Raw genomic sequence first — 15,653 nt, 5'->3', positions numbered from 1 at the left:
GTTCCTCAGGCTTCTTTCAGGCTTTATGCCATTGATATCAGCACGAAAAAGGCGCGGCCGCCATTGGCAACCGCGCCTTTCCAGCCGTTTTCTATGAAGGTGTCAGGCAGCAGCGAGCTGCAACTCCTTCTGGACCATCGAGCGAAGCGCCGTCAGGTCCTTGGCGAAGGCGCGAATGCCTTCGGCAAGTTTTTCGGTTGCCATCGCATCTTCGTTCATCATCCAGCGGAACGTCTTCTCGTCGATCTCGATCCTCGGCTCGGCCTTCTTCGTGTCCGGCGAGAGCTTGCGAACCAGTGTGCCCTGATCATTGGCGAGTTCGTCGAGCAGCGCCGGACTGATGGTCAGGCGGTCGCAACCGGCCAGTGCTTCGATTTCACCAGCGTTGCGGAACGAGGCGCCCATGACGATCGTCTTGATGTCATGGGCCTTGTAGTAATCGTAGATCTCACGGACAGACTGAACGCCTGGATCCTCTTCCGCAGTATAATCCTTGCCCGTCGACTTCTTGTACCAGTCGAGGATGCGGCCGACGAAGGGCGAGATCAGAAAAGCCTTCGCATCGGCGCAGGCTATGGCCTGGGCCTTGGAAAAGAGAAGCGTCAGGTTGCAGTCGATGCCCTCTTTCTGCAGCAGTTCGGCAGCGCGGATGCCTTCCCAGGTCGAGGCGAGCTTGATCAGAATGCGGTCGCGTTCGATGCCGCGCTCCTTGTAGGAAGCGATGATCCCGTGCGCTTTGGCGATCGATGCTTCAGTGTCGAAAGAAAGGTCAGCATCGACTTCAGTCGATACGCGCCCCGGCACGAGCTTCGACAAGGCGGCGCCAACGGAGATCGCAAGACGATCTGCGACGGCGGCGGCAACTGCATCGCTGTTTCCGCCCTGCTTCTTGCCCCAGGAGACGGCTTCCTTGATTGCATCGGCAAACATCGGCGTTCCGAGCGCCTTCAGAACGATGGTCGGATTGGTCGTGCAATCCACCGGCTTCAGGCGGGCGACAGCCTCGATATCGCCAGTGTCGGCGACGACCGTGGTCATGTCGCGGAGTTGGTCAAGCTTGGATGTCATGGTCAAATTCCCTTGTGAACTCGAACTGTTAACTTGAGCTGCGGACCGGCGCGAGCTCTGCCCGGCGATGAAGTAGTTACAGACAGATGACTTTGCTGCAGGAGCGAAACCGCGTGCCTTCTCAAGTGCCCGCGTGTCCTCCTCGGACAAACGACTGTGTCGGGATGACTATCGCCACTGCGAAAAGCGAAAGTCAAGGACATTTGTGCATTTCAATTGACATAAGTGTCACGCCCGTCATTATCGCCTGGAACAAGGAAATTTTGCCCTGCTTTTCCGCTTCCGGATGCAAGTAGGGTGAAACTCGAGCAGGAGAAGATGTGGTCAAGCTGAAACGCGGCACGCACACGGCTTACTCAGAAGCCTCGTCGCTGAGGCTGCGCGCCGCGTGGCTCTACTACAATCAGGGCCTGACGCAGAAGGACGTCGCCGAGCAGCTCGCCATAAGCCGCACGACGGTCATCCGCTTGCTCGACGAGGCGATGAAGCGCAGCGAGGTGCAGATCTGGATCAACGATTCGATCGGGGACTGCGTCGAGCTTTCCGTGAAGCTGGAGCGCGCCTACGGGCTCGACGAGGCAATCGTTGTCCCCGCTCCCGTCAGTTCCGACGTCGATAGTCTTGCAAAGAGCGTTGGGCTGGCGCTCGGGCAGTTCCTGTCCGAGGCGATCCCGGACGAGTATACGATCGGCGTCGGCTGGGGCCGCACGATGACAGCTTCGCTTTCGAGCTTCAGGCCGCCCCGCCGCACCAATTGCAAGGTCGTCTCGCTGCTTGGCGGCATCGTCGCGGTGCACCAGACCAACCCCATCGACTATACGTGGCGGCTGGCCAGTCAACTTGGCGCCGAGTGCTACATGTTCCTCTCGCCGCTGCTCGTGGATTCGGTCGAGACAAAGCGCAATCTGATCGAGAAATGCGGACTGGACACGATCTATCGGCTGGCGGAAGACCTTGATCTTGCGATCGTCAGCTGCGGCGACATTGGCCCGCATTCGACATCGCTGTCGGAAGGCTGGATATCCAAGGCGGAATTGCAGCAGCTGATCGATGCCGGCTGCGTCTGCGACACGATGTTCAATTTTCTGGACAAGGACGGCAATACCGTCGATCACTCCATCAACAGCCGGGTGATGTCGGTCGATCTGGACACGCTGAAGAAGGCGCGCCACATCGTGCTCTCTTCAGGTGGGGCACACCGCGCCGTCGCCATCCGTGCCACCATCCGGCGCATCGGCTGCAATACGCTGATCACCGACGAGAGCGCCGCAAAGGCGCTGCTCGAACTGGCCGAAACTCATGCCTGACCGGCTTCCCACCCCAATATTGCCCGTTTGCGGGTGAGACCCCAATGGTAACCCGTCAAGTCGCCATTCTTCCCGAGCGCACGATGACATGGCACAACGAAGGAGATCGGATTGCGTCCAATCGCAGCACCGACTGCACGCGATGCCGTAGGCTGGCCGATATCTTTGGCAATGTCGGAATAGGTCATCGCTTTGCCAATCGGAATCTTCAAGAGACTCTCCCAGACGCGGACCTGAAAATCCGTGCCGATGAGCACGACGCGCAACGGCTGGTCTACTGACCAGTTTCCAGGCTCGAAAATGCGCGTTGCATAAGGCGTGGTTGCCTGCCGATCTTCGACAAATTGGGCATTCGGCCAGCGGCAGCTCATGTCTTCGAAACAGGCGGCCTCGTCGCCGAGATCGCTGAAAGCAAGGCCTGCAAGGCCGCGATCGGTAGTCATGACCAGCGCGACGCCGAAGGGTGACTGGTGGAAGCCGTAGCGGATCGTCAGGCCGCCGCCCTTTGCCTTCCATTCACCGGGCGACATGGCCTCATGGGTGACGAAGAGATCGTGAAGACGGCTTGGACCGGAAAGACCCACCTCGATCGACGTTTCAAGCAGCGGCATGTCTTCCTTGCGCAGCAACCGCTTGGCATGATCGAGCGTGACTGCCTGGAGAAAGGCCTTGGGCGAAAGCCCCGCCCAGCGGGTAAACGTCTTCTGGAGCTGCGTCGGCGACTGGTTGAGCCGCGCGGCTATCGCCTCCAGCGACGGCTGGGCGCGATAGTCTTCCGTGATAAGTTCGATGACCTGACGGACGGTCTCGTAATCCGGACTCTCGGCCATAGTGTCTCTGTTCAGATGGGCGATCATATTCATCATTCTTCTCCTTGTAACAAGGAGATAGTCAAGAAGGGGACCGCAAGCCACCCGTTTCTTGCGCAACGTTCAAAGCCGTTGCTTGACTGTCGCAAGCGCTCCTTTGAATGCCTTGGCAAAGCTTTCGCGATCATCCGGATTGAGGAAGGAGCCGATATCCGTCCGCCGGCCTTCACCAAAAACATGCATGGATAGAATGCCGATTTCCTGATGGCGGCAAACGAGGAAACGTGCCCAGAATGGATTGAAGTGATGCTCCACCATGCGTCCGGATGGCGTAAACTTTCGGATCGCGACATCGGTGCGCGAAACAGTCACTTCCTCGCGCGCCCTGCCGGAGCGGTAGTTGAGCCAGAAGGCACCGTACAGCAACGCGAAATCCAGCCCGAGGAAGAAACCGATCGGCCAAGCGCCGGTAACGACGAAGAAGATCCCATAGATGAAACAGAGCGTACCGGAAATCAAAAGCAGCACCCTGAAGCCCTTGCGGCCGAGCGACCGGTAAGGGAAAAGTTCGGCTGCAAAAACAGGCTGTTCGTTCGCCCGCCCGGCGTTGCTTTCCGTCATGGCTGATGAGTATAGATTGTCGATGCCCGATCCGAAACTCAAATCCGTCCGCAAAACCTTGCAAAACTCCAAAGCGAACACCCGCCGCAGGGCTGTTCCGGTGCGCACGGCGTATTCGCAAGCCGAGCGCGAGGAGATATTCCGCCGCTTTTCGATCCAGCGGCCGGAACCCAGAGGCGAACTGGCACACACCAATCCATTCACGCTCGTCGTTGCCGTGGCACTTTCCGCCCAGGCGACGGATGCCGGTGTCAACAAGGCGACGCGGGCGCTTTTCAAGGTTGCAGACACGCCGCAAAAGATGCTGGCGCTCGGCGAGGAACGGCTGCGCGACTACATCAGGACGATCGGCCTTTACCGCAACAAGGCGAAGAACGTCATGGCGCTCTCGCAAATGCTGGTCGATGAATTCGGCGGCGAGGTTCCGAACAAGCGGGAGGAACTCGTTCGCTTGCCAGGCGTCGGCCGCAAGACAGCGAACGTGGTTCTATCGATGGCCTTCGGCCAGGCGACGATGGCGGTGGACACGCACATATTCCGCATCGCCAATCGCATCAAGCTGGCACCGGGAAAGACACCGGACGAGGTCGAGGACCGCCTGATGAAGGTGATCCCCGGTCACTACCTTTATCATGCCCACCATTGGCTGATCCTGCACGGCCGCTACACGTGCAAGGCGCGCCGCCCGGAATGCGAGCGCTGCGTGATTGCCGATCTCTGCAAATCGCCGGAAAAGAGCTGCGACGTACCGGCGCCGCTGGTCGAGCTACCGCCGCAGGTGATCGGCGAGGCCGTCGAATAGCCGACGATCGGCCTCCTCAAGTTGATCGGTGAAAACCGAGATCCCGTTGGGAAATCAGCTTATAGAGATGAACCATCATGCCCGCCGCAAACAGCGGCGTCAGCAGATTGAGGAAGGGGATCGCCAGGAAAGCGGCGATCACCAGACCGCCGAGAAAGACGGTAGAAGCGTGCTTTGCCCTGAAAAGCCGGGCCTCCTGCGGAGAACGGAAGCGCATGGCGGCGAATTCGAAGAATTCCCGACCGAGCAGATAACCGTTTACCAGAAAGAAGGCGATCAGGTTCACGCCGGGGATGAAAAGGAGGAACAGGGCGACAATATTGCCGGCGATCACCACGCCCAGGAACTTGAGAGAACTCGTGATCGCCGGGCCGATCGGCATCGCCGTTCCCGGGATATCCTCGGGATAATCCCGCTTCTCCACCACTTCCGCCACGTCATCGAGAAACAGGCCTGCAATCAACGCGGTCACGGGCGACAGCAGCAGCGCCAGGCCCAAGGCGAGACCGATGCTTGCGAGAACGACGAACACGAAGCTCAGCCAGCCGGCCCAATCCGGGATTTCGGGAAAGAAGCCCGCAATCCACGGAAACAGAAAAGTCATGAACAGGCCTCGCAGCACGAACCAGAGCCCGATCAGAACCAGGATCGTAACCCCCAACACCTTAACGAGAACCGATCGGGTTTCCCGTGCAAAAAGGTTGAAAAAGGCAAGGCGCGCCGCATCGAGGATCATTCTTCGCATCTCCAGGTTATATCTGTGCATGTAGGAATCTCAACGCCCGACGGCAAGTCGAAATAAAACTACATGCAACGATGGAAAACTTGTCTAAAATAACACAATAATATATAGTCTATAGTGTTCGATATAAACTTGAGCCTAGGACGCAGCTTCCGGAAATAGTTGCAACGGCAAGTCTCGCCAATAGCGCATCCGCGAATTGCCTCTGGGAAGTCAGGGAGGCTGATGTGGAAGACTTTGTTCAGAAGCTCAGACACTATGTGAAGTCAGGCACGCCGGCCGAGCGCAGAATTGCGAAATATTTTACCGAGCATCTGAACGACCTTCCTTTCGAGACCGCTGCCTCCGTGGCCGACAGGCTCGATCTAAGCCCGATGACGGTTGGCCGTTTCCTGCGCGCGCTCGGCTATCAGGGTCTCGACAGCGTCAAGGTCCATTTCCGTGAAACAGCCGTCACCTCCCCTGTCCAACTTCAAAATTCGCTCAGCGAGTTGCAGACCGATGCCTCGGAAGGAAAGTCGCTTGCGTTGCTGGTCACCGAGCAGATCCAGGCGCTGCATCACATCTACCATCTGACGGCACAGACGCACTGGGCCGAAGCTGTCGCGATGATTGGCATGGCGCGTGAAGTTTTCATTGCGACGCATGCACGCCTTGCTTGCTTTGCGACGCATTTCGCCCACCGGCTGACACGGTCGCGCGATGGCGTCCACGCTCTGGACGGTTCTGCAAACCGCTTCGCCGAACTGTTCGCTCGCCCGAGCGGTGAAGGCGCCCTCCTGATCATCATCGATTGCCGACGCTTCGGCAAAGCGCGTCTGTTGGCGCGAACCGCGCGGCGCTATGGATACAAGGTCGTGCTGATCACGACGGAAATCAGCGACTGGCTGCCCGACCAATCCAATGTCATGCTGGCGCTTCCGCCCGCCCGTTCGCCCGACGAGGACAACCTTCCTCCGTTGATCGCTCTTCTCGACTGTCTGGCGGAATCCGTCATTGCCGCCACAGGCGAAGAGGCGCTCGAACGCCGGCGGCGAATATCGGAATTCGGCACTATTCTCGGAGAAGGCGGCAGCCGCTAGCATATAGCCTCCAGTTCGGCGCGATGGCGATACATCGCGAGAAACCGCCGGTATTCGCGATCATACAGAGCCTGCTTTGTCGCGTCCGGCGCACGCTCTTCACCCCCGGGATACATTGCCAGGCCGGCTGTCGTGAGATCCGTGTGTAAGCCACAGGCGACAGAAGCCCCGATCGCGGTGCCGAGCAACACCGCCTCGTTCATCTTCGGCACGACGACCCTGCAACCCGTTGCATCCGAGTAAAGCTCCATCAGCACGGGGTTTTTCACATGCCCGCCCGCAACATGCAGCGTATCCGGCACATAACCATATTCCTTCATCTTTTCGAGAATATGCCGGATGCCGAGCGCGATGCCCACGGCAGTGCGCCAGTAGAGCGCGCAAAGCCCGTCGAATGAGGTATCGAGCGTCAGCCCGCTGATCGTGCCGACTGCGTGCGGATCGGCAAGAGGCGACCGGTTGCCGTGGAAATCCGGCATCACGAAGATGCGCGAGCCGAGGGCGTCGCCTTCTTCGGCACGCAACTGGGCGATGCGGGAGACGATCTTGTGATGCAATGCAGGGTCGGGCTCGCCTCCAGCAGCATGCATGCGCACGATATGGTCGAGCAAGGCACCCGTCGCCGATTGTCCGGCCTCAACCAGCCACAAATCCTGAAATACGACCTCAAAGTAAGGTCCCCACATTCCGTGACTTGGTTTTCGATCGCGGGAGAAGGAAATGATGCAGCTCGAGGTTCCGGCAATGAGCGCCAACTGACGCTCAAGCTGCGCCGGGTCGGCCGCATAGCCGGCAAGCGTGCCAAGCGCGCCCGCATAGGCGTCGATCAGGCCCGCCGAAACATGGCAGTCCGTCGTCAGCCCGAGTGCCGATGCAGCCTCCTGGGTAAGGGTGCCGACGCTGGCGCCGACCGGTGCTGTCTCGTCGGGCAGACGGCCGCGTTCCTTCAGGTCTTCAAGACCGATCTGCGCGAGAAAATCCCCTTGCCAACCCGTTTGCTTGTGCGCCAGATAGTTCCACTTCGCCGTCAGCGTGCTGCGCGAACGGGCAAGCGAGCCCGTCGCCTTCCATGTCATGAAGTCGGCAAGGTCGAAGAAATAACCGGCATTCATCCAGGTGCCAGGCAGTTTCTTCTTCAGCCACATCAGCTTTGGCATCTCCATCTCCGGCGACATGAAATGCCCGGAGTGTTCGAGAACCGCATGGCCGGTTGCAGTGCAGAAATCAGCTTCGTTCAGCGCCCTGTGGTCCAGCCAGACGATCGTGTCGAAGCGTCTTTCGCCCCCGGTCGATACGCTGATCTGCCCACCATCGACATCGCGGACGACGAGCGAGCACGTGCCATCGAAGCCGATCGCACCGACAGACGCAGGAGCTGCGCCCGATTGTTCCATCGCCTTGCGAACGACGATGCAGACCGCCGACCAGATGTTTTCAGAATCATGTTCGGCATGATTTTCACGCGGCCTATTCATGATGATCGGATGTTCGGCCTTTCCGAGCAGGCGACCGCGGGCATCGAACACACCGGCACGCGCGCTGCCGGTGCCGACATCCACCGCAACCACATGATCATGCATCAAGGGAAAGTCCCATCCAGCTTTTGTTTCTGGATAAGGTGTAGCAAATCCGGCATCGCGTCAAACACGAGTTCCGGCGAAAGCCGCTCGAGTTCGGCACGATAACCTGCAAAATTGGCATGTGAGCCGCCGGTAAAGGCAAAGACCGTCATGCCTGCAGCCTTGGCCGCCTCGATGCCCGCAGGGCTGTCTTCGATTACGACACATTCCTTGGGATCGACGTGCATTTCGCGGGCGGCATGCAGGAAGAGGTCCGGTGCCGGCTTTCCATTCGTCACCATCGAGGCGCTGAAGATGTTCGGCAGCTTGTCGATGAGGCCGGTGACGGTGAGCGACAGCCTGATGCGCTCGACCTGGCTGGACGAGGCGACGCAGCAAGGGATGTCGAGCGCATCGATCGTCGCACCTATGCCGTCGATCGGCCTCAGTTCTTTCCTGAATCGTGCATAGAGATTGGTGCGAATGCGCTCGAGAAACTCGTCGCCGGCATGCACCTGATAATCGCTCTTCATCGTTTCGATGACCGTCGCGAGGCTCTTGCCTAGAAAGCGTGCATAGACCTCTTGCTCGGTGATCGGCACACCGAGGTCGTTCATCGCCTCGACGAGCACGCTGACGGAGATCGGCTCGCTATCGACGAGGACACCGTCACAATCGAAAATGACCAGGCGTGTTTCGCAATCAGCCATGAAGACCAACCCAGAGTTCGGTTCGGGCGCGTGATCGGCTCGCGCACGCGCAAGCCGATCAATGGCGGCATGAATTGCCGCCATGTTGAGTTCCTACACTGCAAGCTTGCCGTCGAGATAGAGCTGCAGGGTCGCACGGGTCCCCTTTTCCCACAGCGTTTTCAGGGCATGCGCAAAACGCTTGCGGAACAAGTCCGATTGCGACACCTCGCCGAAAATGCCCTCGAAGACGAGGAACGCCGCCGGATCGTCCTTTGCCTTCAGTGCGGCGGCATGGAGCAGATCGGCACTGGCATCGTTGAAGACGATCTCCTTGCCGCTGTCGGTCGTGCCCGCGAAGTAACGGCACCACAGAGCCGAAACCAGCGAAAGGCCCACGACGTCCCTGCCCTGGCGCAGATTGTCGAGCGTGGATGGCAGGATAAATTTCGGCTGACGGTTCGAACCGTCCTGCGCCAGGCGCGGGATCGTGTCGGCGATCTTCGGGTTCAGAAGGCGGCGCTCGATCAGCGCGAAATAATCCTTGAGCGAGGTATCGGGCACCGGCGGCACGATCGGGATGATCTCGTCGTTTTCGAGCTTGGCGAGGAAGGCGCGGATCAGCGGCTCTTCCATCGCCTCATGCACGAAATGGATGTCCATCAACGCCGCCGGGTAGGCGATCGCCGCATGGCCGCCGTTGAGGATGCGTATCTTCATGTGCTCGTAAGGAGTGACATCCGGCACGAAGGTGACGCCGACTTTATCGAGCGCTGGCCGTCCGGCAGTAAACTTGTCTTCCAGCACCCACTGTTTGAACTCTTCACAATAGACCGGCCAGTTGTCTTCGATACCGAACGTATCGTTCAAAAAATCGATCTCGCGCTGGCCCGTTGCCGGCGTAATGCGATCGACCATGGCATTGGGAAAGGCGACATTTTCCTTGATCCACACGGCAAGGGCCGGATCGGAAAGCTCCGCCACACCCAAGACGGCGTTTCTGGTCACGGCGCCGTTATGCGGAATGTTGTCGCAGGACATAACGGTGAAGGGCACGATGCCCTTTTCCTTGCGCGCCTTGAGACCGGCAACGATAAGACCGAAAACGGTTTTCGGCTCGGACGGGTTTTTTCCGTCCGCAGCTATCGCCGGATGCGATGGATCGAATTTTCCGGACGCGTCGATGAAATATCCGCCCTCGGTGATCGTCAGCGAGACAATGCGGATTGCAGGATCGGAGAGCTTGGCGACGATGGCTCGGCAATCGCCGACCGGCAGGATGTCGACCATCGGCGCCGTGACACGCGCAGCCGTCTTGTTGTTGTCCTGCTCCACGACCGTCGTCAGGAAGTCCTGCGCGGCAAGCTTCTCGCGCATCGCGACGTCGGAAGGCAGGATGCCTGCACCGATAATGGCCCAGTCGTGATCCTTTCCTTGGTTGAAAAGATCGTCGAGGTAGATAGCCTGGTGGGCACGGTGGAAATTCCCGACGCCGAAGTGCACGATGCCGGCGGTAAGCGACGCTCGGTCATAAGCCGGGATCTCGGCCGTTTTAGCCGCATCGGGAAGCGTTGCCAGCGATAATTTGCACGTCATGTTTCAGTCCTCTTGAGGTCTTGCGAAGCGGATCCGCGCTCTGCTTGCAGCAAACCGGACGCCTTGCCCGGCCTGCATTTTCACCCCGCACGATATGCGCTTCAGATGGCGAGGCCGCCCTCGTTGAATTTATGGATGCGCGACTTGTCCGGCGTCAGGTAGACGGTGTCGCCGGCCTTCGCCGCGAAATCGCCGCCACCGCGTGCGGTGACCGAGCCGATACCTTCGACGTCTATATGCAAGAAGGTATCGGAGCCGAGATGCTCGGCGACGACGACCCTGCCTTTCCAGTCGCCGTTTTCGGTCGAAAGCAGCACATGCTCGGGCCGCACGCCGATCGTATGCGCGTTCAGCGCAGCCGCATTGTGGCCTGTGATGAAATTCATCTTCGGCGAGCCGATGAAACCGGCCACGAAGAGATTGCGCGGGCTCTTGTAGAGCTCCAGCGGCGAGCCCACCTGCTCGATGTTGCCGCGGTTCAACACGACGATCTTGTCGGCCATCGTCATGGCTTCCACCTGGTCGTGGGTGACGTAAACCATTGTGGTCTTCAGTTGCTGGTGCAGTTCGCTGATTTCGATGCGCATGTTGACGCGAAGTGCAGCATCGAGGTTCGACAGCGGCTCGTCGAAGAGGAAGGCCGATGGCTGGCGGACGATTGCGCGGCCGATCGCCACACGCTGCCGCTGACCGCCGGAAAGCTGGCGCGGCTTGCGCTCCAGGTAATCGGTCAGGTTCAGGACGCGTGCGGCATCGCTTACCTTCCTGTCGATCTCGGTCTTGTCCATGCCCGCCATCTTCAACGGAAAGGCGATATTGTTGCGCACGCTCATATGCGGATAAAGCGCATAGGACTGGAACACCATCGCAAGCCCGCGCTCGGATGGCGCCTTTTCGGTTGCGTCCTTGCCGTCGATGACGATCTTGCCGCCGGAAACGTCCTCCAGCCCGGCGATCAGCCTGAGCAACGTGGATTTGCCGCAGCCCGACGGGCCGACGAAGACGACGAATTCGCCGTCCTGGATGTCGAGATCGATCGAAGGGATGACCTTGGCTTCGCCGAAGACCTTCGAAACGCTCTGAAGGGTAATGCTGCCCATGTTTGTCTCCCTGATGACTTATTTCACCGCGCCGAAGGTCAGGCCGCGGACGAGTTGTTTTTGTGAGAACCAGCCGAGGATCAGGATCGGCGCGATTGCCATTGTCGATGCGGCCGAAAGCTTGGCGTAGAACAGACCTTCGGGGCTGGAATAGGAGGCGATGAACGCCGTCAGCGGCGCAGCTTTCGAGGCGCTGAGGTTCAGCGTCCAGAAGGCTTCGTTCCAGGCCAGTATGATGTTGAGGAGCAGTGTCGAGGCAATGCCCGGTATCGCCATCGGCGTCAGCACGTAGATGATTTCCTTGGCAAGCGATGCGCCGTCCATGCGTGCCGCCTCGAGGATTTCGCCAGGGATTTCCTTGAAGTAGGTGTAGAGCATCCAGACGATGATCGGCAGGTTGATCAGCGTCAGCACGATCACCAGCCCCATCCGGCTGTCGAGCAGGCCGAAATTGCGGAACATCAGGTAGATCGGAATGAGCGCGCCGACCGGCGGCATCATCTTCGTCGAAAGCATCCACATCAGCACGTCCTTGGTCCGCTTGGTCGGCGAAAACGCCATGGCCCAGGCGGCAGGGATGGCGATGATGAGGCCGATCAGCGTCGAGCCGAAGGAAATGATCACCGAATTCATGAAGTGGCCGAGATAGTTCGAGCGGCTCTGCACCTCCGCATAGCTTTCCGTCGTCCAGTGGAAGAACAGGAACTGCGGCGGCGAGGCGATCGCGTCGGCCTCCGACTTGAAGCTCGTAAGAAATGTCCAAAGGATCGGGAAGAAGATCAGGATCGCCAGCGTCCAGGCGATCGCCGTCATGACCACCTTGCGTCGAGTTGTGACTTTTCTGGCCATCTCAAGCCTCCAGATTCTTGCCGACAAGGCGGACAAGGAAGATCGCGACGATGTTGGCGAGGATGACCGCAATGATACCGCCCGCCGAAGCGCCGCCGATATCGAACTGCAGAAGCGCCTGCGCATAGACGAGGTAGGTGAGATTCGTGCTCTGCGTCCCCGGGCCGCCATTGGTGGTAACCAGGATCTCGGCAAAGACCGAGAGCAGGAAGATCGTCTGGATCAGGATCACGACCGTGATGGCGCGCGCCATATGCGGCAGGATGATATAGATAAACCTCGATGTCGCACCGGCGCCATCCATTTCGGCAGCTTCCTTCTGCTCCTCGTCCAGCGACTGCAGAGACGTGAGCAGGATGAGCGTTGCAAACGGCAGCCACTGCCAGGCGACGATGAGAATGATCGAGAACAACGGCGCATTTGCCAGCCAGTCATAGGGTTGCAGCCCGAGCGCCTTGGCAAGATGTGCGAAGAGCCCGTTGACCGGGTTCATGAACATGTTCTTCCAGACAAGTGCTGCCACCGTCGGCATGACGAAAAACGGCGCAATCACCAGGATGCGCACGATGCCCTGGCCATAGATGTCCTGGTCGAGCAGCAGGGCGAAGGCGATACCGCCGACCACGGTGATGATCAGCACACCGAGCACCAAAAGCAGCGTATTGGTGAGTGCCGCGAAAAAGGCGGGATCGGAAAGGAAGTAGCTGTAGTTCACAAAGCCGACGAAGCTTTCCATTCCCGGGCTGAGAAGGTTGTAGTTCAAAGTCGAGAAGTAGATCGTCATCGCAAGCGGGACGATCATCCACGCGAAGAGAAGCACGACGGACGGTGCGATCATCATTCGCGCTGCGGAGCGGGTGTGTAACGTTGCCATGGCGATGACCGATCCTGTTTCGAGGGGCTGTCTGGCTGCAGGGCAGCTGAGAAAAAGGGGCCGCCGACGCTATTCGGGCATTCGGCGGCCCAGAGGGGCGGGAGGTCAACGATCCCACCGTCTCAGGAGGTTATTATTTGATGTAACCAGCCTTGGTCATTTCGCGGGTCGCCAGTTGCTGGGCGCTCTGCAGGGCCTGTTCGACCGAGACCTGGCCGGCGAGAGCCGCGGAGAACTGCTGGCCGACGGCCGTGCCGATACCCTGGAATTCCGGGATCGCCACGAACTGGACGCCGACATAGGGAACCGGCTTGACGGTCGGCTTGGTCGGGTCGGCCGCATTGATGGAGTCGAGCGTCATCTTCGCGAAAGCCGCAGCCTTCTGATATTCCGCGTTCTCATAGAGCGAGGTACGCGTGCCGGGAGGCGCGTTCAGCCAGCCTTCCTTCTCGGCGACGAGCTTGGTGTAATCCTTGCTCGTTGCCCAGGCGACGAACTTCTCGGCTGCTTCGACCTTCTGCGAGCTCGCCGGGATGGCAAGGCTCCAGGCCCACAGCCAGTTGCCGCGCTTGCCGAGACCCTTGTCGGGAGCGAGCGCGAAACCGACCTTGTCGGCAACCTTCGATTCCTTCGGGTTGCTGACGAAGGAGGCTGCGACGGTCGCATCGATCCACATGCCGCACTTGCCGGTCTGGAAGAGCGCCAGGTTTTCGTTGAAGCCGTTCGACGAAGCGCCGGGAGGGCCGGCTTCCTTCATCAGGTCGACGTAGAAGGCAAGCGTGTCCTTCCACTCCGGCTGGTCGAACTGGGGCTTCCAGCTCTCATCGAACCAGCGGGCGCCGAAGGAGTTCGACATCGCCGTCAGGAAGGCCATGTTTTCGCCCCAGCCGGCTTTGCCGCGCAGGCAGATGCCGTAGATTTCCTTGTCCTTGTCGGTGATCTTCTTCGCAGCATCGGCGATGAAGTCCCAGGTCGGCGCGTCGGGCATCTTCAGGCCGGCGGCGTCGAAAAGGTCCTTGCGATACATGACCATCGAGCTTTCACCGTAAAACGGCGCCGCATAGAGCTTGCCGTCCACAGTCAGGCCGCTGCGAATGGCCGGCAGCAGGTCATCGGCGTCATAGTCGGCGCCAAGGTTGTCGAGCGGCAGGAGCCAGTTCTGCTTTGCCCAGATCGGGACCTCGTAAGTGCCGATCGTCAGAACGTCGTACTGGCCGCCCTTGGTCGCGATGTCGGTCGTGACCTTCTGGCGCAGAACGTTCTCTTCGAGAGTTACCCATTCAAGGTCGATGTCGGGATTTTTCGCCTTGAAGTCATCCGTCAGCTTCTGCATCCGGATCATGTCGCCGTTGTTGACGGTCGCGATCGTCAGCGTTTCGGCCGAAGCCATGCCCGCAAACGCCAGTGCTGAGCAGGCGCCCAGCAGAATAGTTCTCAATGTCATATCTTCCTCCCAGAAGATGGGTATGAGCATTCGCTTTGCTCGTGAGCAATTACTCACTATGGGGCGTGGAATGTCAATTGGAATCGTTGCTGCAACAGCGAAATGCAGAGTTATCCGTTTGATTTTACAAATGATATTTTTTGCTCAGGAAGTGAGCAAAAAATCGGCCGTCTGTTCGTCGGTGATCAGGCTGTTGATTTGACGGCCAACAATGGCAGCTCTGATTGCCTTGAATTTGCGCGTGCCTTTGGCGATTCCAATGACTGTCGAGGTTTCGCGTGAAGGAATCGAGGCCGATGCGACGCGCTCGTTGATCGGATTGTCGAGAAGCCTGCCCTGGGCGTCGAAAATCCAGCCGCAGATTTCGCCGACGGCCCCCTCGCGCATCAGCTCCATCATCTCGTCCTTCTCCAGGAAGCCGTCGACGCAAAGCGGGCCGTCGATACCCAGTTCGCCAATACCGACGAAGGTCACATCGGCCTGGGCGCTGATGGCAAGCGTGGAGCGCACCAGTTGCTGGCCATGGAGCAATTCACGCTCCTCGGCCGAAGTGACGAGCACCGGCAGCGGCATCGGGAAGTGCCGCGCCTTCACCGCATCCGCCATGCTGAAGATGACATTGTAGTAGGCAGCTGATCCGTCCGGCGTAATGTTGCCCGTCAGCGAAACGATGCGATGATTGGGACATTCGATCGTCGGCAGCTGATCGACGGCAGCCTTCAGCGTACGGCCGGTTCCAACAGCGAGCACGATCGGATCCGGCCGCTTGAGCCATCGCTCGATTTCGGCAGCCGCCGCTTCGGCGATGCCGACCGTCCTCGATGAAGACCCCGGATCGCTCGGCACGATCTCGACATGCTTGAGATCGAATTTCTTGCGCAGCTGATTGGCGAGCTCGAGACAGGCAGCAATGGGATGATCGAGCCGCACTTTGATGAGTTTTTCGGCAACGGCCAGCGACACCAGGCGCTGTGCTGATTGCCGCGAGATACTCATCGTAGAGGCAATCTCGTCCTGCGTGCGTCCAGCCACGTAATAAAGCCAGCCCGCACGCGCTGCGTCGTCCAGCCGTCCAGGTGTCTCGGTTCTTTTCGCCATTGGGGTCTACCGC

Annotated in this window: 15 protein-coding genes; 3 read left to right on the top strand and 12 right to left on the bottom strand. The window is 59.3% G+C overall.

Going from position 1 to position 15,653, the window contains the following annotated elements:
- Window positions 1-102: 102 nt before the first annotated feature.
- Window positions 103-1,068, bottom strand: coding sequence for a transaldolase (gene tal / locus EV130_RS22060; RefSeq protein WP_132661387.1), 966 nt, complete (start codon window positions 1,066-1,068; stop codon window positions 103-105).
- Between the two features lie 320 nt (window positions 1,069-1,388).
- Between tal and EV130_RS22055 the strand changes: the two genes are divergently transcribed.
- A complete protein-coding gene (locus EV130_RS22055; RefSeq protein WP_074062556.1) occupies window positions 1,389-2,375 on the top strand; it encodes a sugar-binding transcriptional regulator in 987 nt (328 codons plus the stop codon).
- Here EV130_RS22055 and EV130_RS22050 read toward each other — a convergent pair.
- Together EV130_RS22050 and EV130_RS22045 are read right to left on the bottom strand one after the other, a co-directional pair.
- A complete protein-coding gene (locus EV130_RS22050; RefSeq protein WP_132552536.1) occupies window positions 2,366-3,238 on the bottom strand; it encodes a methylated-DNA--[protein]-cysteine S-methyltransferase in 873 nt (290 codons plus the stop codon). The two genes, EV130_RS22055 and EV130_RS22050, sit on opposite strands and share 10 nt — an antisense overlap.
- Before the next feature lie 69 nt (window positions 3,239-3,307).
- Window positions 3,308-3,805 (bottom strand): DUF2244 domain-containing protein, encoded by a 498-nt coding sequence (locus EV130_RS22045; RefSeq protein WP_132661384.1) that lies wholly within the window; start codon window positions 3,803-3,805, stop codon window positions 3,308-3,310.
- Here EV130_RS22045 and nth point away from each other — a divergent pair.
- The gene (gene nth / locus EV130_RS22040; protein WP_207900894.1) at window positions 3,804-4,607 is read left to right on the top strand and encodes an endonuclease III; all 804 of its coding nucleotides are present in this window, start codon (window positions 3,804-3,806) and stop codon (window positions 4,605-4,607) included. The two genes, EV130_RS22045 and nth, sit on opposite strands and share 2 nt — an antisense overlap.
- A gap of 16 nt (window positions 4,608-4,623) precedes the next feature.
- Here the strand turns inward: nth and EV130_RS22035 are convergent, their stop codons facing one another.
- A complete protein-coding gene (locus EV130_RS22035) occupies window positions 4,624-5,343 on the bottom strand; it encodes a sulfate transporter family protein (RefSeq protein WP_132552516.1) in 720 nt (239 codons plus the stop codon).
- A 233-nt stretch (window positions 5,344-5,576) separates the two neighbouring features.
- On the opposite strand from EV130_RS22035, the gene EV130_RS22030 reads away from it, so the two are divergent.
- Window positions 5,577-6,431: a MurR/RpiR family transcriptional regulator gene (locus EV130_RS22030; RefSeq protein WP_074062559.1), complete on the top strand. Its 855-nt coding sequence runs from the start codon at window positions 5,577-5,579 to the stop codon at window positions 6,429-6,431.
- Here the strand turns inward: EV130_RS22030 and EV130_RS22025 are convergent.
- From EV130_RS22025 to EV130_RS21990, 8 genes are all read right to left on the bottom strand, one after another.
- Complete coding sequence (locus EV130_RS22025) at window positions 6,428-8,011, bottom strand: FGGY-family carbohydrate kinase (RefSeq protein WP_132661382.1); 1,584 nt, start codon at window positions 8,009-8,011, stop codon at window positions 6,428-6,430. The genes EV130_RS22030 and EV130_RS22025 overlap by 4 nt on opposite strands.
- Window positions 8,011-8,700 (bottom strand): HAD family hydrolase, encoded by a 690-nt coding sequence (locus tag EV130_RS22020; protein ID WP_074063335.1) that lies wholly within the window; start codon window positions 8,698-8,700, stop codon window positions 8,011-8,013. The genes EV130_RS22025 and EV130_RS22020 overlap by 1 nt, the downstream gene beginning before the upstream one ends.
- 93 nt (window positions 8,701-8,793) lie before the next feature.
- Complete coding sequence (locus tag EV130_RS22015) at window positions 8,794-10,275, bottom strand: mannitol dehydrogenase family protein (RefSeq protein ID WP_132661379.1); 1,482 nt, start codon at window positions 10,273-10,275, stop codon at window positions 8,794-8,796.
- Between the two features lie 101 nt (window positions 10,276-10,376).
- A complete protein-coding gene (locus EV130_RS22010) occupies window positions 10,377-11,375 on the bottom strand; it encodes an ABC transporter ATP-binding protein (RefSeq protein WP_132661376.1) in 999 nt (332 codons plus the stop codon).
- An 18-nt stretch (window positions 11,376-11,393) separates the two neighbouring features.
- On the bottom strand, window positions 11,394-12,224 hold the full coding sequence (locus tag EV130_RS22005) for a carbohydrate ABC transporter permease (RefSeq protein ID WP_074062563.1): 831 nt from the start codon (window positions 12,222-12,224) through the stop codon (window positions 11,394-11,396).
- Window position 12,225: 1 nt separating this feature from the next.
- Window positions 12,226-13,098, bottom strand: coding sequence for a carbohydrate ABC transporter permease (locus EV130_RS22000; RefSeq protein WP_132661373.1), 873 nt, complete (start codon window positions 13,096-13,098; stop codon window positions 12,226-12,228).
- Window positions 13,099-13,231: 133 nt separating this feature from the next.
- Window positions 13,232-14,542, bottom strand: a complete 1,311-nt coding sequence (locus EV130_RS21995; RefSeq protein WP_074063336.1) for an ABC transporter substrate-binding protein — start codon at window positions 14,540-14,542, stop codon at window positions 13,232-13,234.
- A 144-nt stretch (window positions 14,543-14,686) separates the two neighbouring features.
- Window positions 14,687-15,640 carry a sugar-binding transcriptional regulator gene (locus tag EV130_RS21990; protein WP_132661370.1) on the bottom strand — a complete coding sequence of 318 codons (954 nt, stop codon included), beginning with the start codon at window positions 15,638-15,640 and terminating at the stop codon, window positions 14,687-14,689.
- Window positions 15,641-15,653: the final 13 nt, after the last annotated feature.

Origin of the sequence: Rhizobium azibense, assembly GCF_004342325.1 — a bacterium.
Taxonomy (GTDB): Bacteria; Pseudomonadota; Alphaproteobacteria; order Rhizobiales; family Rhizobiaceae; genus Rhizobium; species Rhizobium etli_B.
The sequence above is the reverse complement of the archived record's forward strand: the minus strand, read 5'-3'. Positions and strand labels throughout refer to the sequence as shown.

What these genes read in the sequence shown, in the direction of transcription:
- tal (WP_132661387.1), bottom strand. Translation starts at nt 1,068, where the DNA reads ATGACATCCAAGCTTGACCAACTCCGCGACATGACCACGGTCGTCGCC.
- EV130_RS22050 (WP_132552536.1), bottom strand. Translation starts at nt 3,238, where the DNA reads ATGAATATGATCGCCCATCTGAACAGAGACACTATGGCCGAGAGTCCG.
- nth (WP_207900894.1), top strand. Translation starts at nt 3,804, where the DNA reads ATGGCTGATGAGTATAGATTGTCGATGCCCGATCCGAAACTCAAATCC.
- EV130_RS22045 (WP_132661384.1), bottom strand. Translation starts at nt 3,805, where the DNA reads ATGACGGAAAGCAACGCCGGGCGGGCGAACGAACAGCCTGTTTTTGCA.
- EV130_RS22035 (WP_132552516.1), bottom strand. Translation starts at nt 5,343, where the DNA reads ATGATCCTCGATGCGGCGCGCCTTGCCTTTTTCAACCTTTTTGCACGG.
- EV130_RS22025 (WP_132661382.1), bottom strand. Translation starts at nt 8,011, where the DNA reads ATGCATGATCATGTGGTTGCGGTGGATGTCGGCACCGGCAGCGCGCGT.
- EV130_RS22020 (WP_074063335.1), bottom strand. Translation starts at nt 8,700, where the DNA reads ATGGCTGATTGCGAAACACGCCTGGTCATTTTCGATTGTGACGGTGTC.
- EV130_RS22015 (WP_132661379.1), bottom strand. Translation starts at nt 10,275, where the DNA reads ATGACGTGCAAATTATCGCTGGCAACGCTTCCCGATGCGGCTAAAACG.
- EV130_RS22010 (WP_132661376.1), bottom strand. Translation starts at nt 11,375, where the DNA reads ATGGGCAGCATTACCCTTCAGAGCGTTTCGAAGGTCTTCGGCGAAGCC.
- EV130_RS22005 (WP_074062563.1), bottom strand. Translation starts at nt 12,224, where the DNA reads ATGGCCAGAAAAGTCACAACTCGACGCAAGGTGGTCATGACGGCGATC.
- EV130_RS22000 (WP_132661373.1), bottom strand. Translation starts at nt 13,098, where the DNA reads ATGGCAACGTTACACACCCGCTCCGCAGCGCGAATGATGATCGCACCG.
- EV130_RS21995 (WP_074063336.1), bottom strand. Translation starts at nt 14,542, where the DNA reads ATGACATTGAGAACTATTCTGCTGGGCGCCTGCTCAGCACTGGCGTTT.
- EV130_RS21990 (WP_132661370.1), bottom strand. Translation starts at nt 15,640, where the DNA reads ATGGCGAAAAGAACCGAGACACCTGGACGGCTGGACGACGCAGCGCGT.